Source organism: Chryseobacterium foetidum, assembly GCF_025457425.1.
Taxonomy (GTDB): Bacteria; Bacteroidota; Bacteroidia; order Flavobacteriales; family Weeksellaceae; genus Chryseobacterium; species Chryseobacterium foetidum.
In genome coordinates, this window is record NZ_JAMXIA010000001.1 from 1,502,835 (window position 1) to 1,529,347 (window position 26,513).

The 26,513-nt window shown below is 38.5% G+C and carries 17 protein-coding genes; 4 read left to right on the forward strand and 13 right to left on the reverse strand.

Going from position 1 to position 26,513, the window contains the following annotated elements:
* Positions 1-102 precede the first annotated feature (102 nt).
* From NG809_RS07065 to hutI, 4 genes are all read right to left on the reverse strand, one after another.
* Positions 103-1,395, reverse strand: coding sequence for an NAD-dependent succinate-semialdehyde dehydrogenase (locus tag NG809_RS07065; RefSeq protein WP_262149290.1), 1,293 nt, complete (start codon positions 1,393-1,395; stop codon positions 103-105).
* A gap of 260 nt (positions 1,396-1,655) precedes the next feature.
* Positions 1,656-2,570: a formimidoylglutamase gene (gene hutG / locus NG809_RS07070; RefSeq protein WP_262149291.1), complete on the reverse strand. Its 915-nt coding sequence runs from the start codon at positions 2,568-2,570 to the stop codon at positions 1,656-1,658.
* Between the two features lie 5 nt (positions 2,571-2,575).
* Positions 2,576-3,682, reverse strand: a complete 1,107-nt coding sequence (locus tag NG809_RS07075) for a DUF695 domain-containing protein (protein ID WP_262149292.1) — start codon at positions 3,680-3,682, stop codon at positions 2,576-2,578.
* Position 3,683: 1 nt separating this feature from the next.
* Positions 3,684-4,910 carry an imidazolonepropionase gene (gene hutI / locus NG809_RS07080; RefSeq protein ID WP_262149293.1) on the reverse strand — a complete coding sequence of 409 codons (1,227 nt, stop codon included), beginning with the start codon at positions 4,908-4,910 and terminating at the stop codon, positions 3,684-3,686.
* Between the two features lie 198 nt (positions 4,911-5,108).
* Here hutI and ruvB point away from each other — a divergent pair, with 198 nt between their 5' ends.
* The 3 genes from ruvB to coaE all read left to right on the forward strand — a co-directional run bounded on the left by ruvB (position 5,109) and on the right by coaE (position 7,752).
* The gene (gene ruvB / locus NG809_RS07085) at positions 5,109-6,131 is read left to right on the forward strand and encodes a Holliday junction branch migration DNA helicase RuvB (protein WP_056035892.1); all 1,023 of its coding nucleotides are present in this window, start codon (positions 5,109-5,111) and stop codon (positions 6,129-6,131) included.
* 110 nt (positions 6,132-6,241) lie between these two features.
* Positions 6,242-7,108, forward strand: coding sequence for an MBL fold metallo-hydrolase (locus tag NG809_RS07090; protein ID WP_262149295.1), 867 nt, complete (start codon positions 6,242-6,244; stop codon positions 7,106-7,108).
* Positions 7,109-7,116: 8 nt separating this feature from the next.
* A complete protein-coding gene (gene coaE, locus NG809_RS07095) occupies positions 7,117-7,752 on the forward strand; it encodes a dephospho-CoA kinase (RefSeq protein ID WP_262149297.1) in 636 nt (211 codons plus the stop codon).
* Positions 7,753-7,954: 202 nt separating this feature from the next.
* Here coaE and NG809_RS07100 read toward each other — a convergent pair whose 3' ends face one another.
* From NG809_RS07100 to NG809_RS07110, 3 genes are all read right to left on the reverse strand, one after another.
* Entirely contained in the window at positions 7,955-12,415 is a 4,461-nt protein-coding gene (locus tag NG809_RS07100) for a GEVED domain-containing protein (RefSeq protein ID WP_262149299.1), read from the reverse strand.
* Positions 12,416-12,787: 372 nt separating this feature from the next.
* Positions 12,788-15,757 carry a reprolysin-like metallopeptidase gene (locus NG809_RS07105; protein ID WP_262149301.1) on the reverse strand — a complete coding sequence of 990 codons (2,970 nt, stop codon included), beginning with the start codon at positions 15,755-15,757 and terminating at the stop codon, positions 12,788-12,790.
* A 181-nt stretch (positions 15,758-15,938) separates the two neighbouring features.
* Positions 15,939-17,984 (reverse strand): M43 family zinc metalloprotease, encoded by a 2,046-nt coding sequence (locus tag NG809_RS07110; RefSeq protein ID WP_262149303.1) that lies wholly within the window; start codon positions 17,982-17,984, stop codon positions 15,939-15,941.
* A gap of 127 nt (positions 17,985-18,111) precedes the next feature.
* On the opposite strand from NG809_RS07110, the gene NG809_RS07115 reads away from it, so the two are divergent.
* Complete coding sequence (locus NG809_RS07115; RefSeq protein WP_262149305.1) at positions 18,112-18,582, forward strand: hypothetical protein; 471 nt, start codon at positions 18,112-18,114, stop codon at positions 18,580-18,582.
* Positions 18,583-18,600: 18 nt separating this feature from the next.
* On the opposite strand, the gene NG809_RS07120 is transcribed toward NG809_RS07115, so the two are convergent.
* From NG809_RS07120 to NG809_RS07145, 6 genes are all read right to left on the reverse strand, one after another.
* Positions 18,601-19,263, reverse strand: coding sequence for a DUF6048 family protein (locus NG809_RS07120; protein ID WP_262149307.1), 663 nt, complete (start codon positions 19,261-19,263; stop codon positions 18,601-18,603).
* Complete coding sequence (locus tag NG809_RS07125) at positions 19,229-19,705, reverse strand: DUF6452 family protein (protein ID WP_262149308.1); 477 nt, start codon at positions 19,703-19,705, stop codon at positions 19,229-19,231. The genes NG809_RS07120 and NG809_RS07125 overlap by 35 nt, the downstream gene beginning before the upstream one ends.
* 1 nt (position 19,706) lies before the next feature.
* Positions 19,707-22,175, reverse strand: coding sequence for a zinc-dependent metalloprotease (locus NG809_RS07130; protein WP_262149309.1), 2,469 nt, complete (start codon positions 22,173-22,175; stop codon positions 19,707-19,709).
* A 299-nt stretch (positions 22,176-22,474) separates the two neighbouring features.
* Entirely contained in the window at positions 22,475-23,881 is a 1,407-nt protein-coding gene (rlmD, locus tag NG809_RS07135; protein ID WP_262149310.1) for a 23S rRNA (uracil(1939)-C(5))-methyltransferase RlmD, read from the reverse strand.
* A gap of 161 nt (positions 23,882-24,042) precedes the next feature.
* Positions 24,043-25,599: a TlpA family protein disulfide reductase gene (locus tag NG809_RS07140; RefSeq protein WP_262149312.1), complete on the reverse strand. Its 1,557-nt coding sequence runs from the start codon at positions 25,597-25,599 to the stop codon at positions 24,043-24,045.
* Positions 25,600-25,738: 139 nt separating this feature from the next.
* A complete protein-coding gene (locus NG809_RS07145) occupies positions 25,739-26,506 on the reverse strand; it encodes a succinate dehydrogenase/fumarate reductase iron-sulfur subunit (protein WP_262149313.1) in 768 nt (255 codons plus the stop codon).
* Positions 26,507-26,513: the final 7 nt, after the last annotated feature.

A 26,513-nucleotide genomic window follows, 5' to 3' on the forward strand; every position in this document is an offset into this window, starting at 1 on the left:
CCTAGGTAAATCATTAAGCTGTGTGCTTAAATCAATTCATTGATTCTTAACCAATCTTATTCACTTAAAAATCTTAATGGTTTAAAATTCAATTGAATAAGTTTATTTCCCTATAATCGTTTTAATATTGACAAATTCTTTCAAAGCGTGTAAAGAAAGTTCGGTTCCGTAGCCTGAAGTTTTCGTTCCGCCGAATGGAAAACGGGGATCTGAACTCGTCATTCTGTTGATGTTGACCGTTCCGGATTCTAAACCTTCGATGAAAAACTGCTGTCTCTTTTTATCATTTGTCCAGACTGAATTTGACAAACCAAACGGAATATTATTAGCCATTTCAAGGGCTTCATCATCATTTTCAGCAATCATAATCATTCCCAAAGGACCGAATAATTCTTCCTGCAAAATCGGATTGCCTTCCTCCACTCTGATAAGCCCAGGATTAAATTCGTTTTCAGAAATTCTTTCTAACGGAATAATTGCTTCAGCTCCGTTATCCAAAGCTTTTTGATATTGTTTTTCCAAATCATCAGCCAAATCAGGTCTTGCCATTCCGCCTAATTTTGTTTCCTTTAATTTCGGATCTGCGGGAACATATTTCTTATACTCTTCGATGAATTTTGGTAGAAAATCAAATTCAACAGCTCTCTGGATAATAAATCTTTTGGCTGCGACACAGGTTTGTCCACAATTTTGAAGTCTTGCCAATGCGCCCACTTTCGCTGCTTCGTCGAGATCAGCATCATCCAAGACTATGAAAGCATCACTTCCTCCTAATTCCAATAAAGATTTTTTAATATTTTTTCCGGCGATGGCGGCAACTTCTGCTCCTGCTTTTTCGCTTCCGGTAAGACTTACACCCTGAATGGTTTTATGTTCCAAAACTTCCTCAACTTCTTTATGACCAATCTCAAGATTCTGGAAAACTCCTTCCGGAAATCCGGCTTCAACAAAAACTTTTTCAATTGCATTTCCGCTACCGAAACAAATTGAGGCATGTTTTAAAACTACTGTATTTCCCGCCAGAATTGCCGGAGTTGCAAATCGTAAAACCTGCCAGAATGGAAAATTCCACGGCATCACACCCAGAATTACACCTTTCGGAACGTAGTGAATTTCTGAAATACTGTATTCGGACTCAATTTTTTCCGTACTTAAAATATTTTCTGCTTCCGCATAATAATTCATCATTAATGCACACTTTTCAACCTCTGCAACAGATTGTGAAATGGGTTTATTCATTTCACTAGTAATGATTTCGCCAAAAGTTTCAGAGTTTGATTTAAAAATATCTGCAGCTTTTGCAATGAGTTTCTGCTTTTCTTCAAACGGAACTTTTTTCCATTCCTGAAAGGCTTTGTCAGCTTTTAGAAGCTTGTTTTCTATTAAATTTTCCATGTTAGATTTCCATTTTTAAAGATTCGCTTCAGAATCTTCTGCTTTTGGATAAAGCATTTTTAAGGCAACAAATTTTGTTCCTTATAACTTTTATTATTACTGATAAATTCTATGAATTGTATTTATTAAGGCTAAAACTTTTTATATATTAAATGAAATTAATCCATAAGATTTAGTTCAAAAAATTCTCACGCAGATTACGGTAATTTAGCAGATTTCCTATGACTGGAAATCTTCTCAATCAGCAATCGAAAATTTCATCAAATCATAAACCATTCATTAGCCAAACTAGCTGCCAGTCTTGCCGTTCTCTCCTGAATATCAAAATGTGGATTCACTTCTGCGATATCGAGCGCAACCAGCTTTTTATCTTTCAGAATGTGTCTGTATACATTCATAAAAGCAGCATCAGCAAAGATGCCGTTGTATGCTGCTGCAGAAACTCCAGGCGCAATTGAAGCATTGAAAACATCCATGCAAATTGTTACATACAAAACGTCTACAGAATCCGTCAGTTCATTAATTCTCTCAAGTACCGACGGAATATTTTCAAAAAATATTTCATCTGCAAGAATGTATTTCATTCCAAACTGATGTGCGGTATCGAAAAGTTTTAATGTATTTGAATTTCTCTGTATGCCGATATGAAGAGAATTGATTTCTCCTTCCTGTGCAATTTGCCAAAATCCTGTGCCGGAGCTTGCTCCCACTCCATTTTCGGGCTGTCTGTTATCAAAATGGGCATCAAAATTAATGATTCCGATTTTCTGTTCCTGATAAGCCGTTTTTACCCCGCGGTAATGGGCAAAAGTTACTTCATGACCGCCACCGATAACCAAAGATTTGCCGCCTTTCAATAACACTTTTGAAACACCTTTTGCCAGCTCGTTCTGTGTATTTTCGAGATTTCCGTTTTCACAGGTAATATTTCCAAAATTCAGCAGTGAAAAATCCGGACGGATCACCGGAAAATTACACATGTTTTTTCGGATGACATCCGGCGCATCTTTCGCACCCTGTCTTCCTTTATTTCTGCGAACGCCCTCATCAACGGCGAATCCGTGTAAAACGAAATCATTAGCTGAAACAGAATCGTAATTATGTTCCTCTCTTACTCTCTGAAATATTCTGTGATGCAATAATTCATCACCGTCATTCCTTCCCTGCCAAATCATTTTATTTAATTTTGATTTACATTATAGCGTTCAAAACTCTGCCAGTATTTATCCTTATATATTTCGAGTGACATTTTGTATTCAGGATGGTTTTTTATGATGTTTTGCAAAACCTTTGATACTTTTCTGAAATCTTTGCTTGCAAAATAAATCTCTCTTACATTATTGGCACTTTCTCTCCCGATGTAAACGCTTCCACCTTCATTTTTCAGACTTTGATAAGCAGTTTCCTCGATACTGTCCAGCTTCTCATAATCGCTGCTTTCGGGAAGACCGTTGTTTTCATTTCCGTTATATTTAATTTTCAGGGCAGAAATCCAGGGATAGGATGCTTTGGATTCGTAGTTCAGTGCAGTGGTATTTACAGTGGCAATCAACGGTAATCCGTTATTCAGCACAGCTTCCAAAACCGAATAAGCGTCTTCGTCACCCATATCTTTGAGGTTTTTATATTTTTCAATAAATTCTCTCTCCCTCCACGATAAAAAGTCTTTTAATTTGGAAACAGGCACAAGCTCAGCTTCAGCCTCATCTTTACCGATGACATTAAATGTGTCGATTTGCGTTGCAAAATTGAGTTCCCCCAGAAAATTATCCAGAAAAATACAGACTCCGGTTACGCAGTCGTTTTTGTTTTCTTCAGTTAAGCCATCGTAAACAAAAGTTACATCAATCTCGTCGGGATATCCTTCGATTTCATTGGAGTAGAAAAAAATATTATCCTGTGAAAAATCTTTTCCATCCATTTTAATTCCGTGGTCGAGATTCATTTCGGGCTTCAGTGCTGTGAATTTCCAGTGTTCCAGCTTTGGTGCTTCGGCGATAATTTCCTCTGCAAAAACAATGTTTTTGATATCTCCATCTGCTGTAATTATTAATTCTGCGACTGCATCATCACTCATTCCGCACAGAAAATAATAACCTTCACTAAGCTGTTTCAGTTTAGGTGAAATTTCATCAAAAAAATCTTTCTCTATGTTTTTATGATTTTTAATAACTTCATAAAAATGTTTTTCTTTCGTTAAAAACCAATCCCAGAAATCTTTATAATTCCTGATCTCGACACCCCCGTTTTTCTCTTTCTTTCCGAAAACTTTATTAAAAATTCCCATTTTATTTTATTTTTTCACCGTCAATAAAAACATTTTCTGTCTTCAGACTCCCCTGATTGTACAGTACATTCTGGAAATTATCTGTTTTAAAGGTAACAAAATCAGCTTTCATTTCTTCTTTCAATATTCCTCTGTCTTCCAAACTCAATGCAAAAGCTGAGCGGAAAGTCATTCCGCCCAAAACTTCAGCTGTCGTCAGTTTTTCAAATGTGGCTAAGATGGAAGCCTGTGTAATCAGATTTCCCATCGGCGCTGAACCGGGATTCCAGTCGCTTGCAATGGCGACGATTGCTCCGGCATCCAGTAATTTTCTGGCAGGAGTAAATTTTTCTCCTAAACCTAAACTTGCGCCAGGTAAAGCTGTTGCAACTGTATCTGAGTTTGCCAAAAACTCAATATCCTCATCGATTGTAGCCTCCAAATGATCTGCAGATTTTGCTCCAACTTCCACAGCGATTCTCGAACTTCCCGGTGTAAATTGGTCGGCATGAACGGTAATTTCAAAACCTAAATCTTTAGTTTTAAGTAAAAACTCTTTACTCTCTTCAGGCTGAAATGCTGATTTTTCGATAAAAATATCGACGCGGTCTGCGAGTTTTTCTTCTTTTACTTTTGGCAAAATTTCGGTTAAAATATAATTTAAATATTCTTCGTTCGTTCCCTCAAAATCTCTCGGTTTTAAATGAGCTGAAAGACAGGTTGGAACTAAAGTCGCTTTTGTCTGCTGCTGTGCTTTTTTAATGATCCGAAGCATTTTTAGTTCATTTTCTACATCTAAACCGTAACCGCTTTTTACTTCAATCGTTGTAATTCCAAGAGAAATTAAAAAATCAATTCTCTCCAAAAGCGTTCTGAGTAATTCTTCTTCAGAAGCCTGTCTTGTATGTTGAACAGAGCTCCAGATTCCTCCTCCACTTTCGGCGATTTCGAGATATGTTTTACCGGCATTTCTCATGGCAAAATCATTGGCGCGGTTTCCGCCGAAGCAGATGTGCGTGTGCGAATCAACGAAAGCGGGAAGCGCGATTTGTACGCCTTCGACAGCTTCAATTTCTATATTTTGATTTTCAGATTTTAATGTTTCAAAATTTCCTACCTGCCGGATCTTATTGTTTTGAATTAAAATTCCGCCATCAGCAATAATTTCGAGCTGCTCGTCTGAAAGTTTTCCTCTTAACGGAAGATTGGCAAGTGTAACAACCTGCCTGAAAGGGCCAATTAGTTTCATTAAAAATTAGGTTAAGGTTGACGTTGAGGCTGAAAAGCACAACTCATCAATTTTCATTTCAAAAATACTTAAAATATATCAATTGTTTTAATGTAAAACATTCCGGATTCCAAACTTTGAATTTGACGAAAATTTATACCATCTCAACCTTTGCCTAAACCTAAAATTGTTATCTTTACGGTAAATGAAACTGAATTAATGCCCGATTTTTTACATCCAGACAAAGACAATTACTCCAATGAGGAGCTGATGCAGGAAGAACAGATTCGCCCGCAGAGCTTTAAAGATTTTGCAGGACAGCGGAAAACACTGGAGAATCTTGAAGTTTTCGTTAGTGCTGCCAAGAGACGTGGCGGTGCACTCGACCATGTATTGTTGCACGGCCCGCCCGGTTTGGGGAAAACCACTTTGGCGAATATTATTGCCAATGAACTGGGAGTTGGCTGCAAAATTACTTCAGGTCCTGTTTTGGATAAGCCCGGAAGTTTAGCCGGCTTGCTGACGAATCTTGAGGAAAACGATGTACTCTTCATCGATGAAATTCACAGACTTTCACCTGTTGTAGAAGAATATCTCTATTCTGCGATGGAAGATTATAAAATCGACATCATGCTGGAAAGCGGCCCGAATGCGAGAAGTGTTCAGATTGGTCTGAATCCTTTTACCTTAGTGGGAGCAACCACCAGAAGCGGAATGCTGACCAAGCCGATGCTGGCAAGATTCGGTATTCAAAGCAGACTGGAATATTATACGATTGAACTGTTGTCAATGATTATCATCAGAAGTGCACGAGTTTTAGGTGTGAAAATTTATGAAGATGCTGCAATTGAAATTGCCAGAAGAAGCCGCGGAACACCGAGAATTGCCAACGCTTTACTGCGGAGAGTTCGTGATTTCGCCGAAATCAAAGGTGACGGTGAAATTGAAATTGAAATCACAAAATATGCCTTGAATTCTCTGAATGTCGATGAATTTGGTTTGGATGAAATGGATAATAAAATCATGCGTGTGATGATTGAAAACTTCAGAGGGAAGCCTGTGGGAATTTCAGCTTTGGCAACATCCATCGCAGAAAATCCAGAAACGCTGGAAGAAGTGTATGAACCGTTTTTGATTCAGGAAGGTTTTATCATCAGAACTCCACGGGGAAGAGAGGTGACGGAGAAAGCTTATAAACATTTGAATATTGCTGTGCCGAGAAATCCGGGGGAACTTTTTTAAAGGAAAAAGATTTTGATGTGCTCATTCTTTTAACTTAAAAAATTGGAAATTCATTCTATATTACTTCTGCCCAATAATTTAAAATCAATAACATAAAATAATAAACTTATATGAAACTATATCCAATTCAATGCGGGAAATTTAAGCTCGACGGCGGAGCGATGTTTGGGGTCGTCCCAAAAAGTCTGTGGGAGAAAAGCAATCCTGCAGACGAAAGAAATTTAATTGAACTCGGAACAAGATCTCTGCTTGTGGAAGACGGCAAAAAATTAATTTTAATTGATTGCGGTCTGGGAAATAAGCAGGACGATAAATTCTTTGGTCACTATTCTCTTTGGGGCGACGACACTTTAGATAAAAATTTGAAGAAGTACGGTTTCGTGAAGGAAGACATTACTGATGTTTTTCTTACCCATCTTCACTTCGATCACTGCGGTGGTGCCATTGAATGGAATGACGACCGATCAGGCTATAGACCGGCCTTTAAAAATGCACAGTTCTGGACGAATGAAAATCACTGGCAATGGGCTACTGAACCCAACCCAAGAGAGAAAGCCAGTTTTTTAAAGGAAAATATTTTACCTATTCAGGAAAGTGGACAGTTGAATTTTCTACCACTTCCAACCAACGGAAATTATGGTTTCGCACCGGATTTGAAAATGGATGTTATTTTTGTGGATGGTCACACCGAAAAACAGATGCTTCCTGTCATTCAATATCAGGAAAAAACAATTGTTTTTGCAGCTGATTTAATTCCGACGACAGGACACATTCCACAAGTTTATGTGATGGGATATGATACAAGACCACTTTTGACAGTGGAAGAAAAAGCTAAATTTCTAAAGCAATGCGTAGACAATGACTATTTATTGTTTTTTGAACATGATGCACACCACGAACTGGCAAGTTTAAAAATGACTGAAAAAGGAGTTCGCCTGGATGAGACTTTCAGTTTTAATGATGTTTTTGGATATTAATTTGAGCTATGGAAGAAGTAAATTCAGAAAATCAGAAAAGCGAACCCGATCCCTTATCTGCGCCGAAAATAATTGGCTTGACAGGAGGCATTGGTTCAGGAAAAACCACGGTGGCAAAATTCATTGAAGAGTGTGGATTTCCTGTCTATTATTCAGATGACCGTGCTAAAGAGATTGTGAACGATAATGAAGAATTAAAATTAAAAATCAAAGCACTTCTGGGTCCGCAAGCCTATAATGAAAAAGGACTGTACGACCGCAAGTTTGTATCAGAAATGGTTTTTAATGACAGTGAGCTGCTTCAGGCTCTTAATGAAATTATTCATCCTGCAGTACGCATCGATTTTGAAGATTGGGTAAAGAAGCAGGAAAAATATCTGGTATTCAAAGAGACGGCTTTGCTGTTTGAGTTGAAATTAAATAAGCAATGTTACCGCTCGATTTTAGTAACTGCCGAAGACAACATCCGAATCAAAAGGGTAATGGATAGGGACGGAAAAACGTATCGTGAAGTACAATCGGTTATGGAAAAACAAATGCCTGAAAAAGAAAAAATAAAACTCGCTAATTGTGTCATTTATAACAATACCAATTTGGATGACCTAAAAGATCAAACTGAAAAAGTTATTTTTGAAATTGAATAAAGAGAAATCCCGCTGAAAATTTTCGGCGGGATTTCTCTTATATTGATTCAAATTACAGATACAATTTTCAATGTTTGTATTATAAGGATTGCATCCTATCCTTTATTAAGGCGTCTCGCTGGGACTCTAAATTATAATCTTACATTTTACAAAAAAAATAAGCTCTCATTTCTGAGAGCTTATTCTATGTAAATCTAATTTATTATTCTTTAATAAATTTCTTCTGAACTGTTTTGTCGCCGTCCACCAGTTCAATCACGTACAATCCGTTGATTAATCTGCTTACGTCGATCTTGTTGTTCAGGATCAATCCGTCTGATACCAGCTGACCAGCTGCACTGTAAATTTTGTAATTGGCTTTTTTGCTGATATTTTTTACATTCAGTACAGTAGCTACCGGGTTAGGGTAAATCATGATGTCGGTTTGGTTAAGAGGGTTTACAACAGCCTGCTTAACGATTCTTACAAGATAATCTTCAACCTCACCATTGGCAAAACTCGTACAGTTTACAGGAATACCATCTTTCTGCATCGCTACTCTCATCATTACATATTTGTAATCTGTAAGGCTCACGAAAGCGTCATCAGGAACTGTAAATGAAGCACTTGCATTGTCTGCGGTGTTCGGTCCGTTTGAAAGGATTTTTTCGTTGATATCGAAGTATCCGTTTCTGTTGAAGTCAATCCATACTGCCACTCCGGTATTGGAACCGGTAGATGAAGTTTTATCAACTCTGATCACGTTACCCTGACTTCCCTGAACCAAAACAATCTGCTTACCGTCTGTATTGGTTTCATAATAATGATATCCCGGAGCACCTCCTGTAGTCTCATTAACATAGGCCTGACCCTGATAAGGTGTAACAGTAACCTTGTTGATGTACTCACTTCCTGCATTGCTTCCTCCCATCTGACAGTAGGTTACAGTTGGAGTTGTGAAATAGTACAGTGGCGTAAAGTTACCCGGAGTACCGGTACATACGTTCGCAATCTGCATTTCGTATTTGGTAAGCTCAAGCAAACCTGTGATTAAGTGAGTATTGGTATTGTTCACCGTAACCGTAGTCCAGCTCGGAATTCCCACTTTTCTGTATCTTAAGATATAGCTGTTTGTAGCACCGGTTCCTGTATAAGGTTCCCATGTAACTTCAGCACTTGTAGGATTCAGTTGAGTAATCGTCAATCCCGGAGGCGGAATAGAACAGACTCTGATTGTAGTAAACACTACCGGGTTTGACCATGGGTTTGGAGTGGTTTCTCCCACACAGATATTGGCAATCTGAACCTCATAAGTCACATAAGAACTTAACCCCTGAAGAATATAAGTATTCGTTGGAGGAACAGGTAATGTAATTGTAGGCTCCCAGTTGGTCGCACCAACAACTCTGTATCTCAGGATATAAGTTGCACTAGGTACAATCGGGTTCCATGTAACGGTTGCAGAACCTGAAGTTACACTTGAGATCGTAACGTTTGGAGGCGTAGGATCACATCGTGTAGTGAATGTTCTGATCGCTCCCGGAGTTCCGGCGATACCGTTACAAACCGCAGAGATCTGAACTTCATACGTTGTAGCCGGGGTCAAACCGTTTAACGTCAATGGTGGGTTATTAGTGATGGTAGAAGCGTTCACGTTAGTCCACGGAGAAGCTGGTGTAGTTACCGGTCTGTACTGCACGATAAAGTTTAGGTTACCGGATGTATTCACCCAGTTTACTACAGCAGAATTATGAGTAACCGTAGTAAATGTAGGTGGTGTCGGAGCAACATTGTTACAAGGTCTCAGTTTTACATAATAATCTTCAACTTCACCGTTTGCAGGGCTCGTACACATCGTTGGAGCAGCACCACGATTTAATACAACTCTCATGGTAGTATTAAATGGTCCTGTATAAACAGTTTGCGGAACATCGAAAGTTGCAGTTACCGGTGTTGTAGTACTTGATGCAGAGATCAATATTCTCTCATCATTAGCAAAAGTACCGTCTCTGTTATAATCAATCCAGGCTGTCACTGCATCAGCAGATGTAGAACCTGTCCATCCCTTGGCAACCGAAATTTGGTTATTGGTAGAACCAATTTCCAGATTGATTAAAGTTGCAGGAGTATTATATAAAGTATAACCGTTCTGAGTTGAGGTATTGCTCATCACAGCCTGACCTGTAGGGCTCACTGTAACGTTGGCAATATGATCGTTTGTTCCACCTCCAGTCATAGGACAGTAAGTAAGCGGCGGAGTAGTGAAAGGCACTGAAGCACCAAACGCTCCCCATGTAGTTCCACATTTAGCTTGGATCTGTACCTGATAAGCAGTCTGCTCAGTTAATCCTGTAATTGTATGCCAGCTTTGCCCGGCAGGTAACTCAAGATAACCTAATGGTGTAGGCAACCATGCACCAGTTGTTCCCTGTCTCCATCTGATTCTATAGGTAGCGTTTGCTGTCGGTAACCATGAAACATATGCTGTCGTAGCTGTAAGATTCGTTACAGTAGGTACCGGAGCAGTTGTACTGCATGGCTGAAGATCGATCAGTCTTACATTATAATCCTCAACCTCACCCCATGTGAATGTTCCACAAGGATTAGGTGTGGCACCTTCTACAAGCACTACTCTCATTCGTACCGGAAGTGTACCTGCATAAGCACCTTGCGCAACTGTAGGAACAGTAAAGTTTGTATTATTTACAACAGATACAGTGTTAGACGGAGAGTCTAAAACAAGTTCATTGGCAACATCACCAAAAATGCCGTTTCTGTTAAAATCGATCCAGGCTCTGGTTCCAGAAGCATAGGTTGAGTTGGGCCAGATTTTAGTTGCTGAAATAGCATTATTCGAAGTTCCTCTGATAAGAGTAATCTGACGTGTAGTATCAGCAGTATAATCTGAATAGAATGGCGGGGGTGTCGCAGAATTACTTACCATTGCTGCAAACCCAGTGGGAGTTACAGTAACATTAGAAAGATATTCGTACACAGTTGTACTTGTAGGGTTTGAAGTACAATATGTTAATGCTGGTGTACTGAATGGAACACTTGCAGAAAATGCACCGGTAACACCACCACAGATTGTTGCCACCTGTACTTCGTATGCCGTAGATTCTGCTAGACCAGGAATATTATAAACACTTGTTGGGGGTGTGGTTGTAGGTAATGTAACCGTAGTCCATGCACCTGTTGTTCCAACTCTGTATCTGATAATATATGTAGCATTTGCTGTGGCAACCCAAGAAACTGTGGCTGAAGAAACGGTAATGTTAGCTACCGAAATATTTGTTGGCGGAGCTGTAGTACAAGGCTGTAGATCAACAAATCTGACATTATAATCTTCTACCTCACCCCATGTAAAACTTCCACATGCAGTCGCTGAGGCTGATTCTGTCATTACTACCCTCATACGGGTTGGAAGTGTACCGTTGTATGCTGTTGCCGGTATCGTAAATCCTGCACTTACCACAGGTGTAGTTGTATTACTAGGAGAGTTTAAAACCTGCTCATTAGTCTCAAAGATACCATTTCTGTTAAAATCAATCCAAACACCTGTTCCGAAAGAATACTGAAAACTTCCTACGAATGTTTTGCTTACGGAAACTGTGTTGTTTGTAGAATTTCTTACAAATGTAATCAGTTTGGAAGGATCAGTTCCATAATTGGTATAGAATGCTGCACCTGAATTATTACTCATCACATAAGAATTCGTTGCGTTTGCTGTTACATTAGATATATAACCGTCGGCATTACTGGTTGATGTTGCTGTACAATAAGAAATGCCTGGTGTGGTGAAAGGAACAGCTGTTCCAAATGCGCCAGTGACACCTCCACAAACTGTAGCGATCTCAACTTCATATTGTGTAACTTCGGTAAGACCATTTATAGTATAATTCGTTGTAAGCGGAGTATTAAGATTCACAGTTGTCCACGTTCCACCCGGAAGCGTTCGGTATCTTAAAATATAAGTTGCACCTGCTGTCGGAGACCAGGAAACAGTAGCTGATGTAGCAGTTAAATTACCTACCGTATAAGTAGGGGCTGCCGTTGTACAAGGAGGTACGGGAGCATACACAAACTGCACTCTCGGTATATCCGCATATCTGTTACTGGCAGTAGGGGGAGATGCAGGATTAGGATTTGCAGTATCCTCATAATAAAGAATTCCTCTGTTTGTTCCTGCATTATACGTTCCCCAAGCCTGGCCTGGATATCCTGAGTATTGAGGTGCATTTTCGTTAACAGCGATAACGACATTGCTCGTACCATCCCATATAAAAGGTGTTGAAAGAGGAAGTTCTACCCAGGAACCATTGGTCATATTGGGTAACGTCGCAGAATATACTTCCTGTAAATTCGCAATAGGAACCCAGCTGGTGGTCGTGGCAAAGTTAGCCTGCGTAGAATTTCCCATAAAGACTTTCCAGCTGTTAAAGCTAGTCTGAGGTGACGACGTCGTATCGACATAAAATCTTACAGCAGTAATCAGGTTATTGGCACCAACTGCCGCAGTCATTTCTGCTGCAGTATAAATCTGCTGAGAATAATTATAGCCATAATAGCTATATATTGGCAGATAAACGGATGTTCCCGTACCTGTACCAATCTGACCTGTCTGCCCCGATACACGAGGTAGAAAAGCAAAGAGAAAGGCAAAAAAAAGTAATATTTTTTTCATATTTTAAATATTATATCCAAATGGATCACAAGAATTGTACATAGTTTTGATGATAAAATTGTTTTGAATGTCTTAAAACAGAGAACCTGCTTTAAAAATTTTAATTGGTTGAAAAGAATAAATTGTAAAGAATTTCTTCATATGCTATAAAATTGTATATTAAATACAAATCTAAACATTTTAAATGATTATCATTAAGACTGCATATATTTTTTTACGGAAATTTTAGCAAAAGCAAGAAATACCATTTGAATAATAAACAATAATTTTATTCAATTAAAAATACTCAAGTATTTCAAGCGGTTTGATCAAAATATTTCAAAATAAAAAACCTCAGAAATTTCTGAGGTTTTGATTGAATTTAGACAAATATTACTTTTTAATGAACTTAACCGTCTCTTTAAGATCTTTATCTCTAATTGTAATCAAATATGTACCTTTTACCAATTCGGCCACTCTTACCTGATTATCATTAATTGATCCTGATTTCACCAATTGTCCCACTGCACTGTGAATCTCATATTTTGCATTTGAAGAAACTTTTGTGATATTTAGAACATCAGTTGCAGGGTTAGGATAAATCTGAATATTGTTTTTAACCAGAGAAGTTTCGCTGGTACTTAAAGATGGAATTAATAAATTATAGTCCTCTACTTCACCATAGCCAAATGTGCCGCAGCCCGCAAAGGTGCCGCCTAAAGACAATCCAGCGTTTGCGGCTCCTGCGTAATACAGGATGACTCTCATTCTAAGTGGAACACCTATTACAGCAGAGGCCGGAACTGTAAATGATCCAGTAATAGGCGCAGTAGGAACTGCGGTTGGATAATTTAACACTCTTTCCGTACTTTCAAAAATACCGTTCGCATTAAAATCAACAAAGACTGCCGAGGTATCCCAATCCGGAGTTCCTACAGTGATTGACAACCCGTAGGTATTTCCTGCTGCTACCGTAGTCTGAAGCGCAGTATTGGTTGTGTAATTTGTGTAATTTGAAGGTCCTGAAGTATTATTCAACAAAGGCGTGCCATTGTATGACAATGTAACATTTGAAATGTATTCAAACTGCGTAGCATTAGTTGCCGTGATTGTACAATACGAAATTGTAGCAGTGGTAAAGTTTGTGCTTGCAGAGAAAGGCCCTTGTGTTCCACATACTGCAGCGACCTGAACTTCATAGGCAGTATTATCAGAAAGACCTGAAATATTAACCGTGCTTGTTGTAGAAGTTGTTTGTTGCCATGTAGTTACCGACGTTTTCTTGTATTGGATAACATACGAAGTGGCACCAGAAACTGCAGGCCAGCTTACAGTAGCACCTGATGGGCCTATATTTGACACAACAACACCTGTAATTGCTGTGCCACAAGCAACCTGTGCCGCAACCGTCATTTTCTTTAAAGCGTAAAATACATTTCCTATAGAAGAAATTCTCAGAGCAACAGTCTGTCCATTTAGTGCCGCAGGCAAAGCAGCGATGGATTCTGTCCCGTCATTAGATGTTGATGCCAAAACAACTGTCCATGTAACACCATTATCTGTAGAATAATCAATCTTTACATTTGGAGAGTTATAAGCTCCGGCTGCTGTGTTAACAACGTCCCATGTAATTACATTGGCAGCATTGCTGAATAAAAATCCACCGGTTGTTAATTTAAAAGGTCCGTCAGCTCCTACATTGATGGTCTGTATCGCAGATTGTGTCTGCTGCTGCGTAGGTATAGGATGATTATCTCTTACCGTAATAGCAAAATTGGATTCTCTTGCTACATTAGAGACAGACTCCCATCCGCTGTTTGAATTGTTTAGAACACCGTTTAATACTGAAGAAAGTTTTGGAAAATAACGTGTAGGACTTGTAACAGGAGCAAATGATCTGAAAGAAGCACCGAATGTGGTTGTTCCTAAATTACTTGCAGTAATCGGATCGTCATTTACATTCGCTAACACATCTGCTGCATCAAACTGCTCCCATGTATAGGTAAGTGGATCATTTTCCGAATCTGTAACCGGGGCTGTAAGTACATAAGCAGTTCCTTTAGGTATAGTGTAAGTAGGCAACGTTCCAATGACCGGTGCATTATTGGCAATTGTAGTTTCTATATCACAAGTTTTAGCGATAAGATTGTTCTGAATCTGTACAATACTTGCTACATGAAAGTAAGGATCAGAATTCATCTGAACATCGGTATTCGGGCCGCCGGTAATACCTGCATACCCCATAATAGTTGACCCGGAACCCGGCTCCATGTTTACTCCTGCCCCTTCTAGAGAATGAGCAAAAGTATGATTCGCTCCAAGCTGATGCCCCATTTCGTGAGCAACAAAATCAATATCAAAAGTATCTCCTACCGGACTTGTGCTTTGCGTAAAGGCAGAACCTTTCCCTCTTGGAACAGCAGTTGTAGGTGCGATACATACACAGCCAATACATCCTGCATTGCCATTGTTACCAGCGGCATTAAAGACGTGTCCTATGTCATAATTTGCGTTACCCACATTTGCTGTCAAAACAGACTGCAACTGAAGATTAAGATTTCCTGTATACGGATCAGATGCAGCATCTGTATAAATAATTCCAGGATAATTCTGGATATTTAAATGCAATGCAAGATCTTTTTCAAAAACGAAGTTCACCCTCGTCATTGTAGCATTAATTGCAGCCAGTGCACTTGCCACAGTACCGCCATGGAAGGCAGTATATTCTCCCGTAGCAGAGATTGCAAGTCTCATTGTTCTGTATTTCTTATCAGACATCTTGGAAAAATCACCAGGCTGATGAGAGAAAGACTGACCAGGAAGTTTAAGTTTTTCAAGTTGTGCAACAGCTACCGGGCTTTCTGATGTACTACACTGGAACACCTTATCTGAGCCAGCAGATTTAGGATGAACTAAATAAACCGTCTTTGCAGTATCCTGTGGATCGATAAATTCATAACTGCCATTGTGACTTATCATCGACTGGAAATCATTGGGAGAAAGAGAGAATCTCACCAATTTGGTTGGATCATCCAAACCTACACCAGAATAAGATCCCAACTGATATTGGTCTGCAAGCTCCTTCACCATTACAGGAAAGCTGTAAACAGCAAATCTTTCCATCTTTCCGTGCAAGGTAGGGATTAAAATTTCTACAGGCTTAGCATTGGGGCCAGAGTCCTGTGCGTTTTTTAATTTTGATCTTAGTAAGTTCAGATCCAGTTTGTAGTATTCACCTATTGTTGCAGCTTCTACAGTAGACGATCTTTTGCCAGCCACTGACGCTGCAGAGGTCTTCGTCCATTGCGCAGAAGCTGTAACTCCCAGCACGCTACAAAACAAAACAGTAATCAATTTTTTCATAGAATGAACTATTTTTGAATTATTTGTAAATTTTTTTTGAATCTCAAATGTAAGCATTATCTCACAATTGATAATACGATTTGTTTGATTTAACATAATAATTAAATTATAACTATCAATAACACAAAAAAACCTCCGAAATTCGGAGGTTAATTAACTATAATAAATTAAAATTTATTAATTATTTTTTGATAAACTTCAATGTTTCTGAAATTCCTTTATCTCTCACGGTAATAATGTAGGTTCCTTTTACCAATTCGGCTACTCTTACCTGATTGTTACTGATATTACCAGCTCTGACCAACTGACCTGCTGCATTGTGAATTTCATACTTGGCTTTATCTGAAACTTTAGTTACATTTAAAACTTCTGTAGCAGGATTAGGATATATTTGGATTTTACTATTTACCACACCATTTGCCTCTTTGGTATCCAAAACCAGCACTTTAAATGATTTAGATTGTGTAAATCCAAAATCTGTTGCACCTTCTGAAATCAATATATTATTTGCTGCATCTTTCACATAATAATAACCGTAAACTACAATGCCATCTCCTTCTGTATCATTAATTGTAAAGACGTAGCAATCTGGAACTAAATTCCACGTTTGCGTTACTAAAGCTGGCATAGAAACTATCTGATTTCCATTAGCAACACCATCTGAATAATTACCACCAGAGTACAAAGTTGCTCCAGCACTGTTTTTTAATGTCCACGAAGTTTCAGAACCGTAAAAATCTGGCTGGAAAGTAAAAGTAACAGCAGTAGAAGCAGCAATTGGTGTAGTTGTATAACCACCAGCTACAGCAAATGCATTATTATTACCAGCTCTCGCATCTGTGGTCCCATTAACAGAAATTATTTGTGCAGTTACAGTTGAACCTTGTGTAGCTGGCAGAGAAACAATAGCATATCTGTTTTGAGCAAGATTTCCTGTCCAGTTAAAAGTCTGAGCAGCACCACCATTTACGCTGTAAGAAATTACAGCCGATGTAAGTGCTGATGTACCTCTATTATATAAACTGAATGGAATAGAGACAGCAGCCGAAGCTCCGCAAGATGTAGCAGTGCTGCAAAATTTCTCTGCTTTTAACTCCGCATCATTAGCAAATAGTGGTATCGCAACATCTTTTGTGGATGTTTTAAGCGTTGATCTTCGCGGCGAATTATTCATCACTGTAATCATTCTAGCGGTTTGATCCACTGTAAAAATATTCATACAAAGATCATATGTATAGTTCATATAATTTCTCACCATATCTAACCCTGGCTGTGTTGGACATGAGTCCTGATTTGGATTGCAGATATAATGAGCATTTCCTGCATTGGATGAGAACGGTGTATCATTACAGTAATCTGTTGCACATGGCCCATCACCCCATAAATGTCTTAATCCTAAGAAGTGACCTACCTCGTGCGTCATTGTACGGCCTAAATCAACGTCGTCTGCCAATGAAAATGTTCCATCATCGTAATCTGCACTACCAAAACACCAGTAACCTGCCACTACTCCATCAGTTGTAGCCACACCACCATTTGGATCCAAACCTGCCAAAGTTGAATTTGAAGGAAACTGTGCATAGCCCAGCAACTGAGTGTTGGAGAAATTCACACTCCACATATTCATATACTGTGTAGGATCCCAAATTGTGCTTGGCTTCACTATATTATTAATATCATCCATTGACCAAGACGCCCGGCACATGTTGATTCTTTCAATACCATGAGTAGGATTTCCATTCGGATCCACTTTTGCTAAAGCAAACTGGATTTTTGTATCAGCACCTACCGCCACAGTATTAAATCCACGGGTACCAGACATTCTTCTGAAGTCTTCATTCATTACGGTAATTTGTGAAGTCACCTGACCGTCAGGAATATTGGGAGCTGTACCATAAGCCTGACCAGAGTGAATTACGTGCACTACCACCGGAATAGTAATGATATCTCCATTTTGTGATTTTGCAGCAGAATTTTTAATCAATGGTGCAAGCCATGCTTCGAATTCAGTATCGGACATTCTTTCAGGATATTTAGCCTGAAGGTCTTTCTCATACTCGGTGGAAGAACAGCGTATAAGACCATTCATGTCTCTCAGCTGATCTACTGTATACACTTTTCCAAGCTCTAATTTATTATTCTTACTATCCTTTTGTCCATAAACTGTGGCAAAAACGATAAATGAGAATAAAAAAACTACTCTTGAAATTGTAGAATTATTCATCATAACAAATATTATTTTACTTTCGCAAATATAATTTATTTTCCATTTAGATTAAAATTTTTAATACTTTATTTAAAAAAAATGAGAAAACCATCCTATATTTACAATAATTTTCACAAAATAAAATATTATGAAGAATTACGTCGCTTTAGCTTTTAGCTTATTATTAACAGTAAGTTGTAATACGAGCAAAGAAGTTGGAGGAAAAACGAATAACGATAAAACTGTGGCAGGCAAAGCTTTAATTCAAAGTATTTCGCTGTCTGAAAGTACCAGAGGAACACAGCGCCTTTTTACTATTACTCCTGGCAAAGTGGAAACAAATAAGAATGGTGCTGTTGAAAGCAAAATCTTATCCGATTTGGAATGGAAGTCTGTTTCTGAGCAAACTGCTGAATTAAATCTTGCAGAAATCAGCACTTACCCTTCACCTACAACCAAAAGATACAGCGATGCTGCTATGGCTTCAGTGATCACAATTGAGAAAGACGGTAAAACCTACAGCTCTGCAGAATTTGACTCAGGGAATCCTCCGCAGCAGCTGAGAGATTTATATATGAGCATCCAAAATGCTGTGGGAATGAAAAAGGGCGGAAAATAATTCCACCCTTTTTTTATTTTAAAATTTGTAAGCCAGACTCCAGGAAAATCCCATATTAAAACTGTTAGAACTCTTTCCGAAACCGGGAACAATCATAGGTTCTACGTCATCCTGCTTTGACGTGGCAATCAAATATTTTGGCTGCATCGTGACATCAATAAAGAAATTGGTTTCAAAAAGCTGCACTCTTCCGCCCAAAACACCTTCCAGCCAAAATGAAGACTGTGATGATGCAGGCATAGAAACACTTGCGCTGCTTCCACCGAAACCTCTCACCGGAATTGCTTTGTATTCCTGATTATAAAATGATCCCGCTACTTTTCCACCGGCATAAAATCCGTTGAATTCATTTTCACGGTCTTTTGCAAGCATATAAAAAGCACCAATTTTCGCAAACGGTCCGTTGGCAGTTGCATCATAACCATTCTTCTGATACACGTTTTTCTCAAAACCTGCTTCAATCAGGGCATGCGTATTTCCCTTCACTTTTGATGAAATAAAACCCTGAAAAAGCTGACGGTCTGAGAAAAACGAAACCGTAATATTCAGAACGTCTACCCCAACCATAAAGTTGGGTTCATATTTCCATTTTTCTTTTACTACTTCTTCCTTTTTATTCTGAGCAGAAAACTGCAGTGCGAACGCACTAAAAAGTAAGGAAAAGATTAGTCTTGTCTTCATTTTCAATAAAGTTTTGTCCGTTTGCTACTGAAAGCACCTTCCCGGGAGTTACCAACTGTGAATTTACATTCTGATACGTTTTTTTTACGCCACATCCGGGAGAAACGTAGGTCGCAGTCGTGGTATAATTTACTCTGACCTTTGATTCAGTTTCGGCTCTTCTGGTCTTGAAATACATATCCGTGTATGCTGCATCGTCTACTCTTAAAGGAATTAAAAGCGAATCTGCGTTTGTTGTTCTGCCGAAATCCACCACGCGCGTTCCGTAGTCTACTCTCAGATAAAGAGAGTCAACTGTTCTGAGCTGCCCTCCAGCGTTTCTGAACCGCACTTTCATTCTGGGAGTACCTTCACCGCTTTCACAGATATCGTCGTCACCACCGCAACTTACAGCAGTTCCGAGACAAAAAATTAAGAAAGTATATTTAAAAAACTGCTTCATTTTATTTTGGGTCTAAAGCTTTTTCTATTCTGAAAACCAAATCTTCGTAATGGTATTTATTTACCGTATTTGAATCTGTTTTTGCTGCCAATTCTTTTTTAATTGAATTTAAATTTCCTCTTGCAATCGCCGAAACATCAGTTTTATCGAAAGATTTTGAATCTGCCAGTTTAATCTGCTGATCTATGTAGCTTCTCTGGAGATTTCTCACGTAAACATCAGGATTATCTTTTCTGATAATTGAAGTATTTAAATCTGAAAACAATTCGATCAAAGTATAGGTTTTTGGATCAACTGTTTCCATCTGAGCCATTTTCTGTAAAACCATCGGGCTTAAAATTCTCGAAAGCACCCCGTTTTGTACATCAGAAACTGTTCCTGCAGGGGTTTTTCCTGTTTTCTCGAAAATTTCTTTTTTAATCAACCAGTTTGGCGTCGTGAAAATGTTTTCATCTAAAAACTTCATCGCTTCCTTTTGGTCTTTTTTAGTAACCGGCTCGTAAACAGCTCCCGACTGCTCTACATTTTTAGGAGTTTCCATTTCACCGCCAATGTATTTTGAAACGTGACCGGAATATCTCTTCAGCTGAGTCACCACCTGATCATACATCATTCCGAGGTTATCGTAATCTTCGTTTGGTTTTTCAGTCCATTTTTCAAGATTGTCTACAATTCTTTTCAGGTTTTTAATTCCATAAGTGCTTGCAATCATGGCGTTGTCACCCACCTGCTCGCTCTGAGATCTCGGGTCGAAAGGATTAGTTTCCGTTCCGAACCAAAGTCTATCATTTTTAAGGTTTTTAATGACCCATTTATTTAAAAATTCCTTTTCAGCTTCAGGACTTTTGTATTCATTAAATCTTCTGTAACCCCATTCAATAGCCCAGTCGTCGTAGTCACCAATTCTCGGCATGATTCCAGCATCGCTGATGTTGTCTTCCGGTTGTGCAACATAATTAAATCTTGCATAATCCATGATTGATGGTGTGTGACCGTTTTTTTCAACCCATTTTTTATCTCTCAGTTTTTCAACTGGAACAGTCGAACTTGAACCATAATTATGTCTCAAACCTAAAGTGTGACCAACTTCGTGAGAAGAAACAAATCGAATCAGTTCTCCCATCAGTTTATCATCGAAATCCACCATTCTCGCTCTTGGATCGTTCGGAGAAGCCTGTACGAAATACCAGTTTCTCAACAACAGCATGACGTTGTGATACCAGTTGATATGACTTTCCAGAATTTCACCGGTTCTCGGATCTGAAATTGAAGGTCCGGAAGCATTGGGAACATCTGACGGTTTGTAAACGATCGCAGAGAATCTTGCATCTTCCAAGCTCCAGTCCGGATTTGTTTTTAAATCAGGAACTTTTGCGATGATGGCATTTTTGAAACCTGCTTTTTCGAACGCTTTCTGCCAGTCATTCACACCCTGAATTAAATAAGGAACCCATTTTTTCGGAGTTGCCGGATCGATGTAGAAAACAATTGGTTTTGCGGGTTCTACCAGTTCACCTTTCTTATATTTTTCCAAATCCTGAGGCTTAGGCTCAAGTCTCCATCTTTTAACTAAAGAAACTTTCTTTACACCTTGAGGATCCAAATCGAAATCTGTGTATCCGACAGCAAAATATCCAACTCTAGGGTCGAAGTATCTTGCCTGCATTTTGTTTTCAGGAAGTAAAACGAATGAAGAATTTACTTCAACAGTATAATTTCCACTGATTTTAGGAGCATCTTTTGCCATTTCAGGAGAAAGTTTACCTAAAGTTCTGGCGAAAGTTTTAGTTGTATTAATTTCAATATTGGTCGGATAAGATTTCACAAAATTGACGAAAGACATATCTTTCTGGAAAGCTCCAACACGGAAAGCATCTTTTGCCCAAACGGAAAATGAAGTAAGTTCGGTGTCAGCATTCAAAACATCCGTCACCTCAATGACAGTGGTCTTTTTGTTGACTCCATACGTTTTTACATCAAAAGATTTGATGATACTCTGAACATTGTTTCTCGTGACCGAATTGTACATATCTGAAGTAGAATCTTTCGCATAATCTACGAACGAAATTGATCTTAAAAGAATTTTGTCTTTCGGACCTTTTTCGAAAGCGACAACCTGCTGCCCGATTTGGTCACCTGCATAACCCGACATTCCGGAACGCATTCCTGCAGCGGCTTTGGTTAGTCTTGTTACGAGAAGAAACTCTTTTTTCAATACAGAATCCGGAATTTCGAAGTAATATTTATCATCCACTTTATGAACCGTGAAAACGCCGTCGTCTGAAACCGCTTTATCTGTAATGATTTCTTTATAAGGCTTTATAGGAGATTTCTTTTTATCATCTTCCTTTTTCGCACCAGCAGCAGCCGGTTCTTTCTTTGTAGTGGCAGAATCTTTTTCCTGAGCAAATAAAGTCTGCGTTGACAACATCATGGCAGCGGCAGCCATTGCTAAGCTTATGTTTTTCACATTTTTCATTCAGTTCTATGATTTAAATTATTTTCCGTTTTTACAAATTAAATAATTATCCGAATTCGTTAACCTCTTTTAGAGTCTGTTTAAAAATAATTAAAAAACAAATTTTCAAGTCCATTTTCTTTTCTCCAACCCTAAAGGGTGGAAAAATGCCCTGAAAATTTCATCAAAATTAACTCCCTTTAGGGTCGGGGAAATTAATTTTGATGAAATTTAAACATGCTTTTAAATTAAAGAAAATCATTTACTTAATTTAAAACGGATATTATCTGTTTAAAATTCAAATTTAGCTTTTATTTTTTGATAAGTAATGCAATATTCTCTACGTGATGGGTCTGGGGGAACATGTCGACAGGAAGAATTTTTACTACGTCATAATCATCTTTCATCAAAGCTAAATCTCTTGCCTGAGTGGCAGAATTACAGCTTACGTACACCACTTTCTTAGGAGCTAATTTCAGGATCTGCTCAACAACTTTCTGGTGCATTCCGTCTCTTGGCGGATCGGTAATCAAAACATCTGCCGGTGGATGATTTTCTAAAAACTCGTCGTTGAAAACGTTTTTCATATCACCACAGTAGAACGTTGTGTTGGTTAAACCATTCAGTTCAGCGTGCTCGATGGCTGCATCGATTGCTTCCTGTACAGATTCAATTCCGATAACGTGTTTTGCATTTCTGGCAACATACTGAGCGATGGTTCCGGTTCCGGTGTATAAATCGTAAACGACTTCATCACCTTTTAAATCAGCAAATTCGAGTGTCTTTCTATATAATTCTAAGGCTTGCTTATAATTCGTCTGGAAGAATGATTTGGGTCCGATTTTAAACTTCAGTCCATCCATTTCTTCCATTAAGAAACCTTCCCCGAAATAGGTTTTAACATCTAAATCATAAATGGAATCGTTCTGTTTTGGATTGATGGCGTAAACCAAAGTTTTGATCTGTGGAAACTGCTCCAAAAGAAAATCAAAGAGTTCGGTGCGGTTTTCTTTTTCTTCTCTGTGAAGCTGGAATAAAACCATCCATTCTCCTTTAGAGTTTTGTCTCATCATCAAAGTTCTCAGGAAACCTTTCTGAATTTTAACATCGAAAAAATCCAGTCCTTTGTTCTCAGCAAATTTCTTTACCGCCAAACGAATTGCATTGGACGGATCTTCCTGCAGCCAGCATTCCTTTAAATCCAAAATCTTGCTCCACATGCCCGGAATATGAAATCCCAAAGCATCTCTGCTTCCAAAGTTTTCTTCAGAACTGATCTCGTACTGCGTCAGCCATCGTGCGTTTGAAAATGAGAATTCCATTTTGTTTCTGTAGAAATACTGCTCTTCAGCACCTAAAATAGGAACGGTTTCAAAATTTTCTATGCCGCCGATTCTTTTAATATTGTTGTAAACCTCTTCCTGTTTAATTTCAAGCTGCTTTTCGTAGCTCATGTTCTGCCATTTGCAACCGCCACACACACCGAAGTGAATGCATTTTGGCTCAACTCTGAACGGAGATTTCTCAACGAGTTCCTTCACTTCAGCCTCATAATATTTTGACTTTGATTTTTTAACTCTGGCATTCACCACATCGCCCGGAATCGCTCCTGAAACCAAAACGGTTTTGCCTTCTTCCGTTTTCCCTATGGCAACCCCTTTTGCGCCTGCAGCAAATAATTTTATATTTTCAAGAATGACGTCTTTCTTCTTTCTCATAACTAACTCTATCGCTACGGATCTAACTTTCTATTTTTATCTCCGTAAAATTTCTATTTTTTCTAATAAACTTTCAGAAACTTTTCAGTTTCAGTCTGCAAAAGTACAAATAAAAAAAACCTTATCCGAAGACAAGGTTTTGATCTGTTTTTAAATTTACATTATTTTGTCTGAGCAGGTTGTTGCTGTTGTTGCTCCTGTTGTGCTGCCACTTCCTGCATCTGCTGCATTTGCTCTGGTGTCAACATTTGCTGTTGCTGAGGATTTGGTGCAGTCATTGGTGCAGACAATCCGGTCTGCTTATCAAGAATTGAAACCAACTCCTGCTCGCCTAAGTTCATGTAAGGTCTGCTTGCCACTTTTCCTGCTTTGTCTATTACGATGTAGCAAGGTAATTTGAACCCGTAGATTCCGAATTTTTTTGCTGCATCAGAATTAAGACCGCCATCTCCGTAAACATTGGTACCAGCTACTCCGCTGAACATTGCTTTGCTTGTTTTTGTGAACTGATCTTTTGTATCATCAAGATTTACGAATACGAAATTCATTTTAGACTTGTAGAAATTTACCACTTCTTTCACTACAGGAACGGTTCCTTCAGCAATATAAGGATTCCATGAAGCGTAGAACATTACCACTGTTGGTTTTCCTGCATTATCTGAAAGTTTGAAAGTGCTTCCGTCCTGCTTAGTTAATTTAACATCAGGAGCAACTTCACCGATTTTAACACCATTTACTGCAAACTGCATTTTCTTAAGATCTTCTTTTACTGAAGAATCTTTAATATCTTTTTCAATAATTTCTGAGATTTTAGCTGATGCTTTTGCAGGAGTTCCCAAATGCATATCAGACTGAGCAATCACAAAAGCCAAAAGATAATCTTTGGTAGTTTGAGAAAGATCTTTCTTTGTTTTAAGGAAATCACTGAAAAGTTCTGAAGTGGTAACATCAGTTTTTCCTTTCGCTTTAGCCTCAGCAAACTTTTGGAAATCTATGCTCACTTTTTGTAGAAGATACTGTCTGAAATACGGACTTGAAGCCACCATTTTTTCTTTATCTTCCTGAAGTTTGTTTTCATAATCTGTAAACGCCTTAGAAACTTTGAATGAAGGATTTGCCATATTCTGCTGTTTCTTAGACATTTCGTAACCTGCCATTACATTAAGAATTGCAGTATTTACATCATTCTTTTTCCATTCAATAACCTCTTTTCCAGGATTGAATTTCTTTACATTTTCTTCAACGTTTTTATTTAAATCTGATGCGATTTTTTGAATTCCTTTTAAGAAATTAGCTTCAGTTCCGCTGCTAAGCGTCTGAATATCTATCGTCTGGCTGTAAGTCATTAAGAATTTCTGACAAGCCTGATAAAATTCGTTATCAGCTTTACCATCTCCGGTAAGCGTGAATTCGTTTGGAAAAGTAGCCGAATTTCCTGAAAGATTAATATTCTGGCCACCTTTTAAGAAAATAAGGTTAGACTTTCCTGCATAATTCATCAGGTACATTCCGTCTTTAGGAGCTTCAAAAGTTCCTGTAAAATTTCCGTCTTTATCTAACCCGATGTTGGTTAACGGTAAAGTAGCTACACCGGAAGCTTCTACAAACTCAATTCTTTCAAGAGGCGAACTTCCTGCGATCTTTCCTTTGATCTCAACTTTTTTTGAACAAGACATCACAAATATTGCAATGACAAATAACAAAAGATATTTCTTCATTTTTGATTTTAAATAATTAGGCAAAAATAAGTTTTTCAAATCAACTGAGAATACTGTTTAAACTTATTTTATGAAAGATTTAACTAAAAAATCGTCTTCGAAAGAGAAGACGATTTTATAAAATTTATTTCAAAACAGATTATCCTCTGTCTGCATAAGCAGCCATGTACTCTCTGTTCATTCTTGCGATATTTTCAAGAGAAATTCCTTTAGGACATTCCACTTCACAAGCTCCTGTATTTGAACAGTTTCCGAATCCTTCTTCGTCCATTGCTTTCACCATGTTCAGAACTCTTCTCTTCGCTTCTACTCTACCTTGAGGTAAAAGAGCGTACTGAGAAACTTTAGCTCCAACGAACAACATTGCAGAACCGTTTTTACAGGAAGCTACGCAAGCACCACAAGCGATACATGCCGCTGCATCCATTGCTTTGTCTGCATCTTCTTTAGGAACAGGAATTGCGTTGGCATCCAAAGTATTTCCTGAAGTGTTTACCGAGATAAATCCACCTGCAGCCATTACTCTGTCGAATGCGCTTCTGTCTACCATCAAATCCTTGATCACAGGGAACGCTGCACTTCTCCAAGGCTCAATAACGATGGTTTCACCGTCTTTGAACATTCTCATGTGAAGCTGACATGTTGTAATTCCTGTATCCGGACCGTGAGCTCTACCATTGATGTAAAGTGAACACATTCCGCAGATTCCTTCACGACAGTCGTGGTCGAAAGCGATAGGTTCTCTTCCTTCGTTGATCAACTGTTCGTTCAGGATGTCCAACATTTCTAAAAATGAAGAATCTGTAGAAACATCCGATATTTTATAGGTCTCAAACTGACCTTTGGTTTTAGTATTTTTTTGTCTCCAAATTTTCAGCGTAAGATGAAGGCCTTTTTTTGCACTCATAATTTTA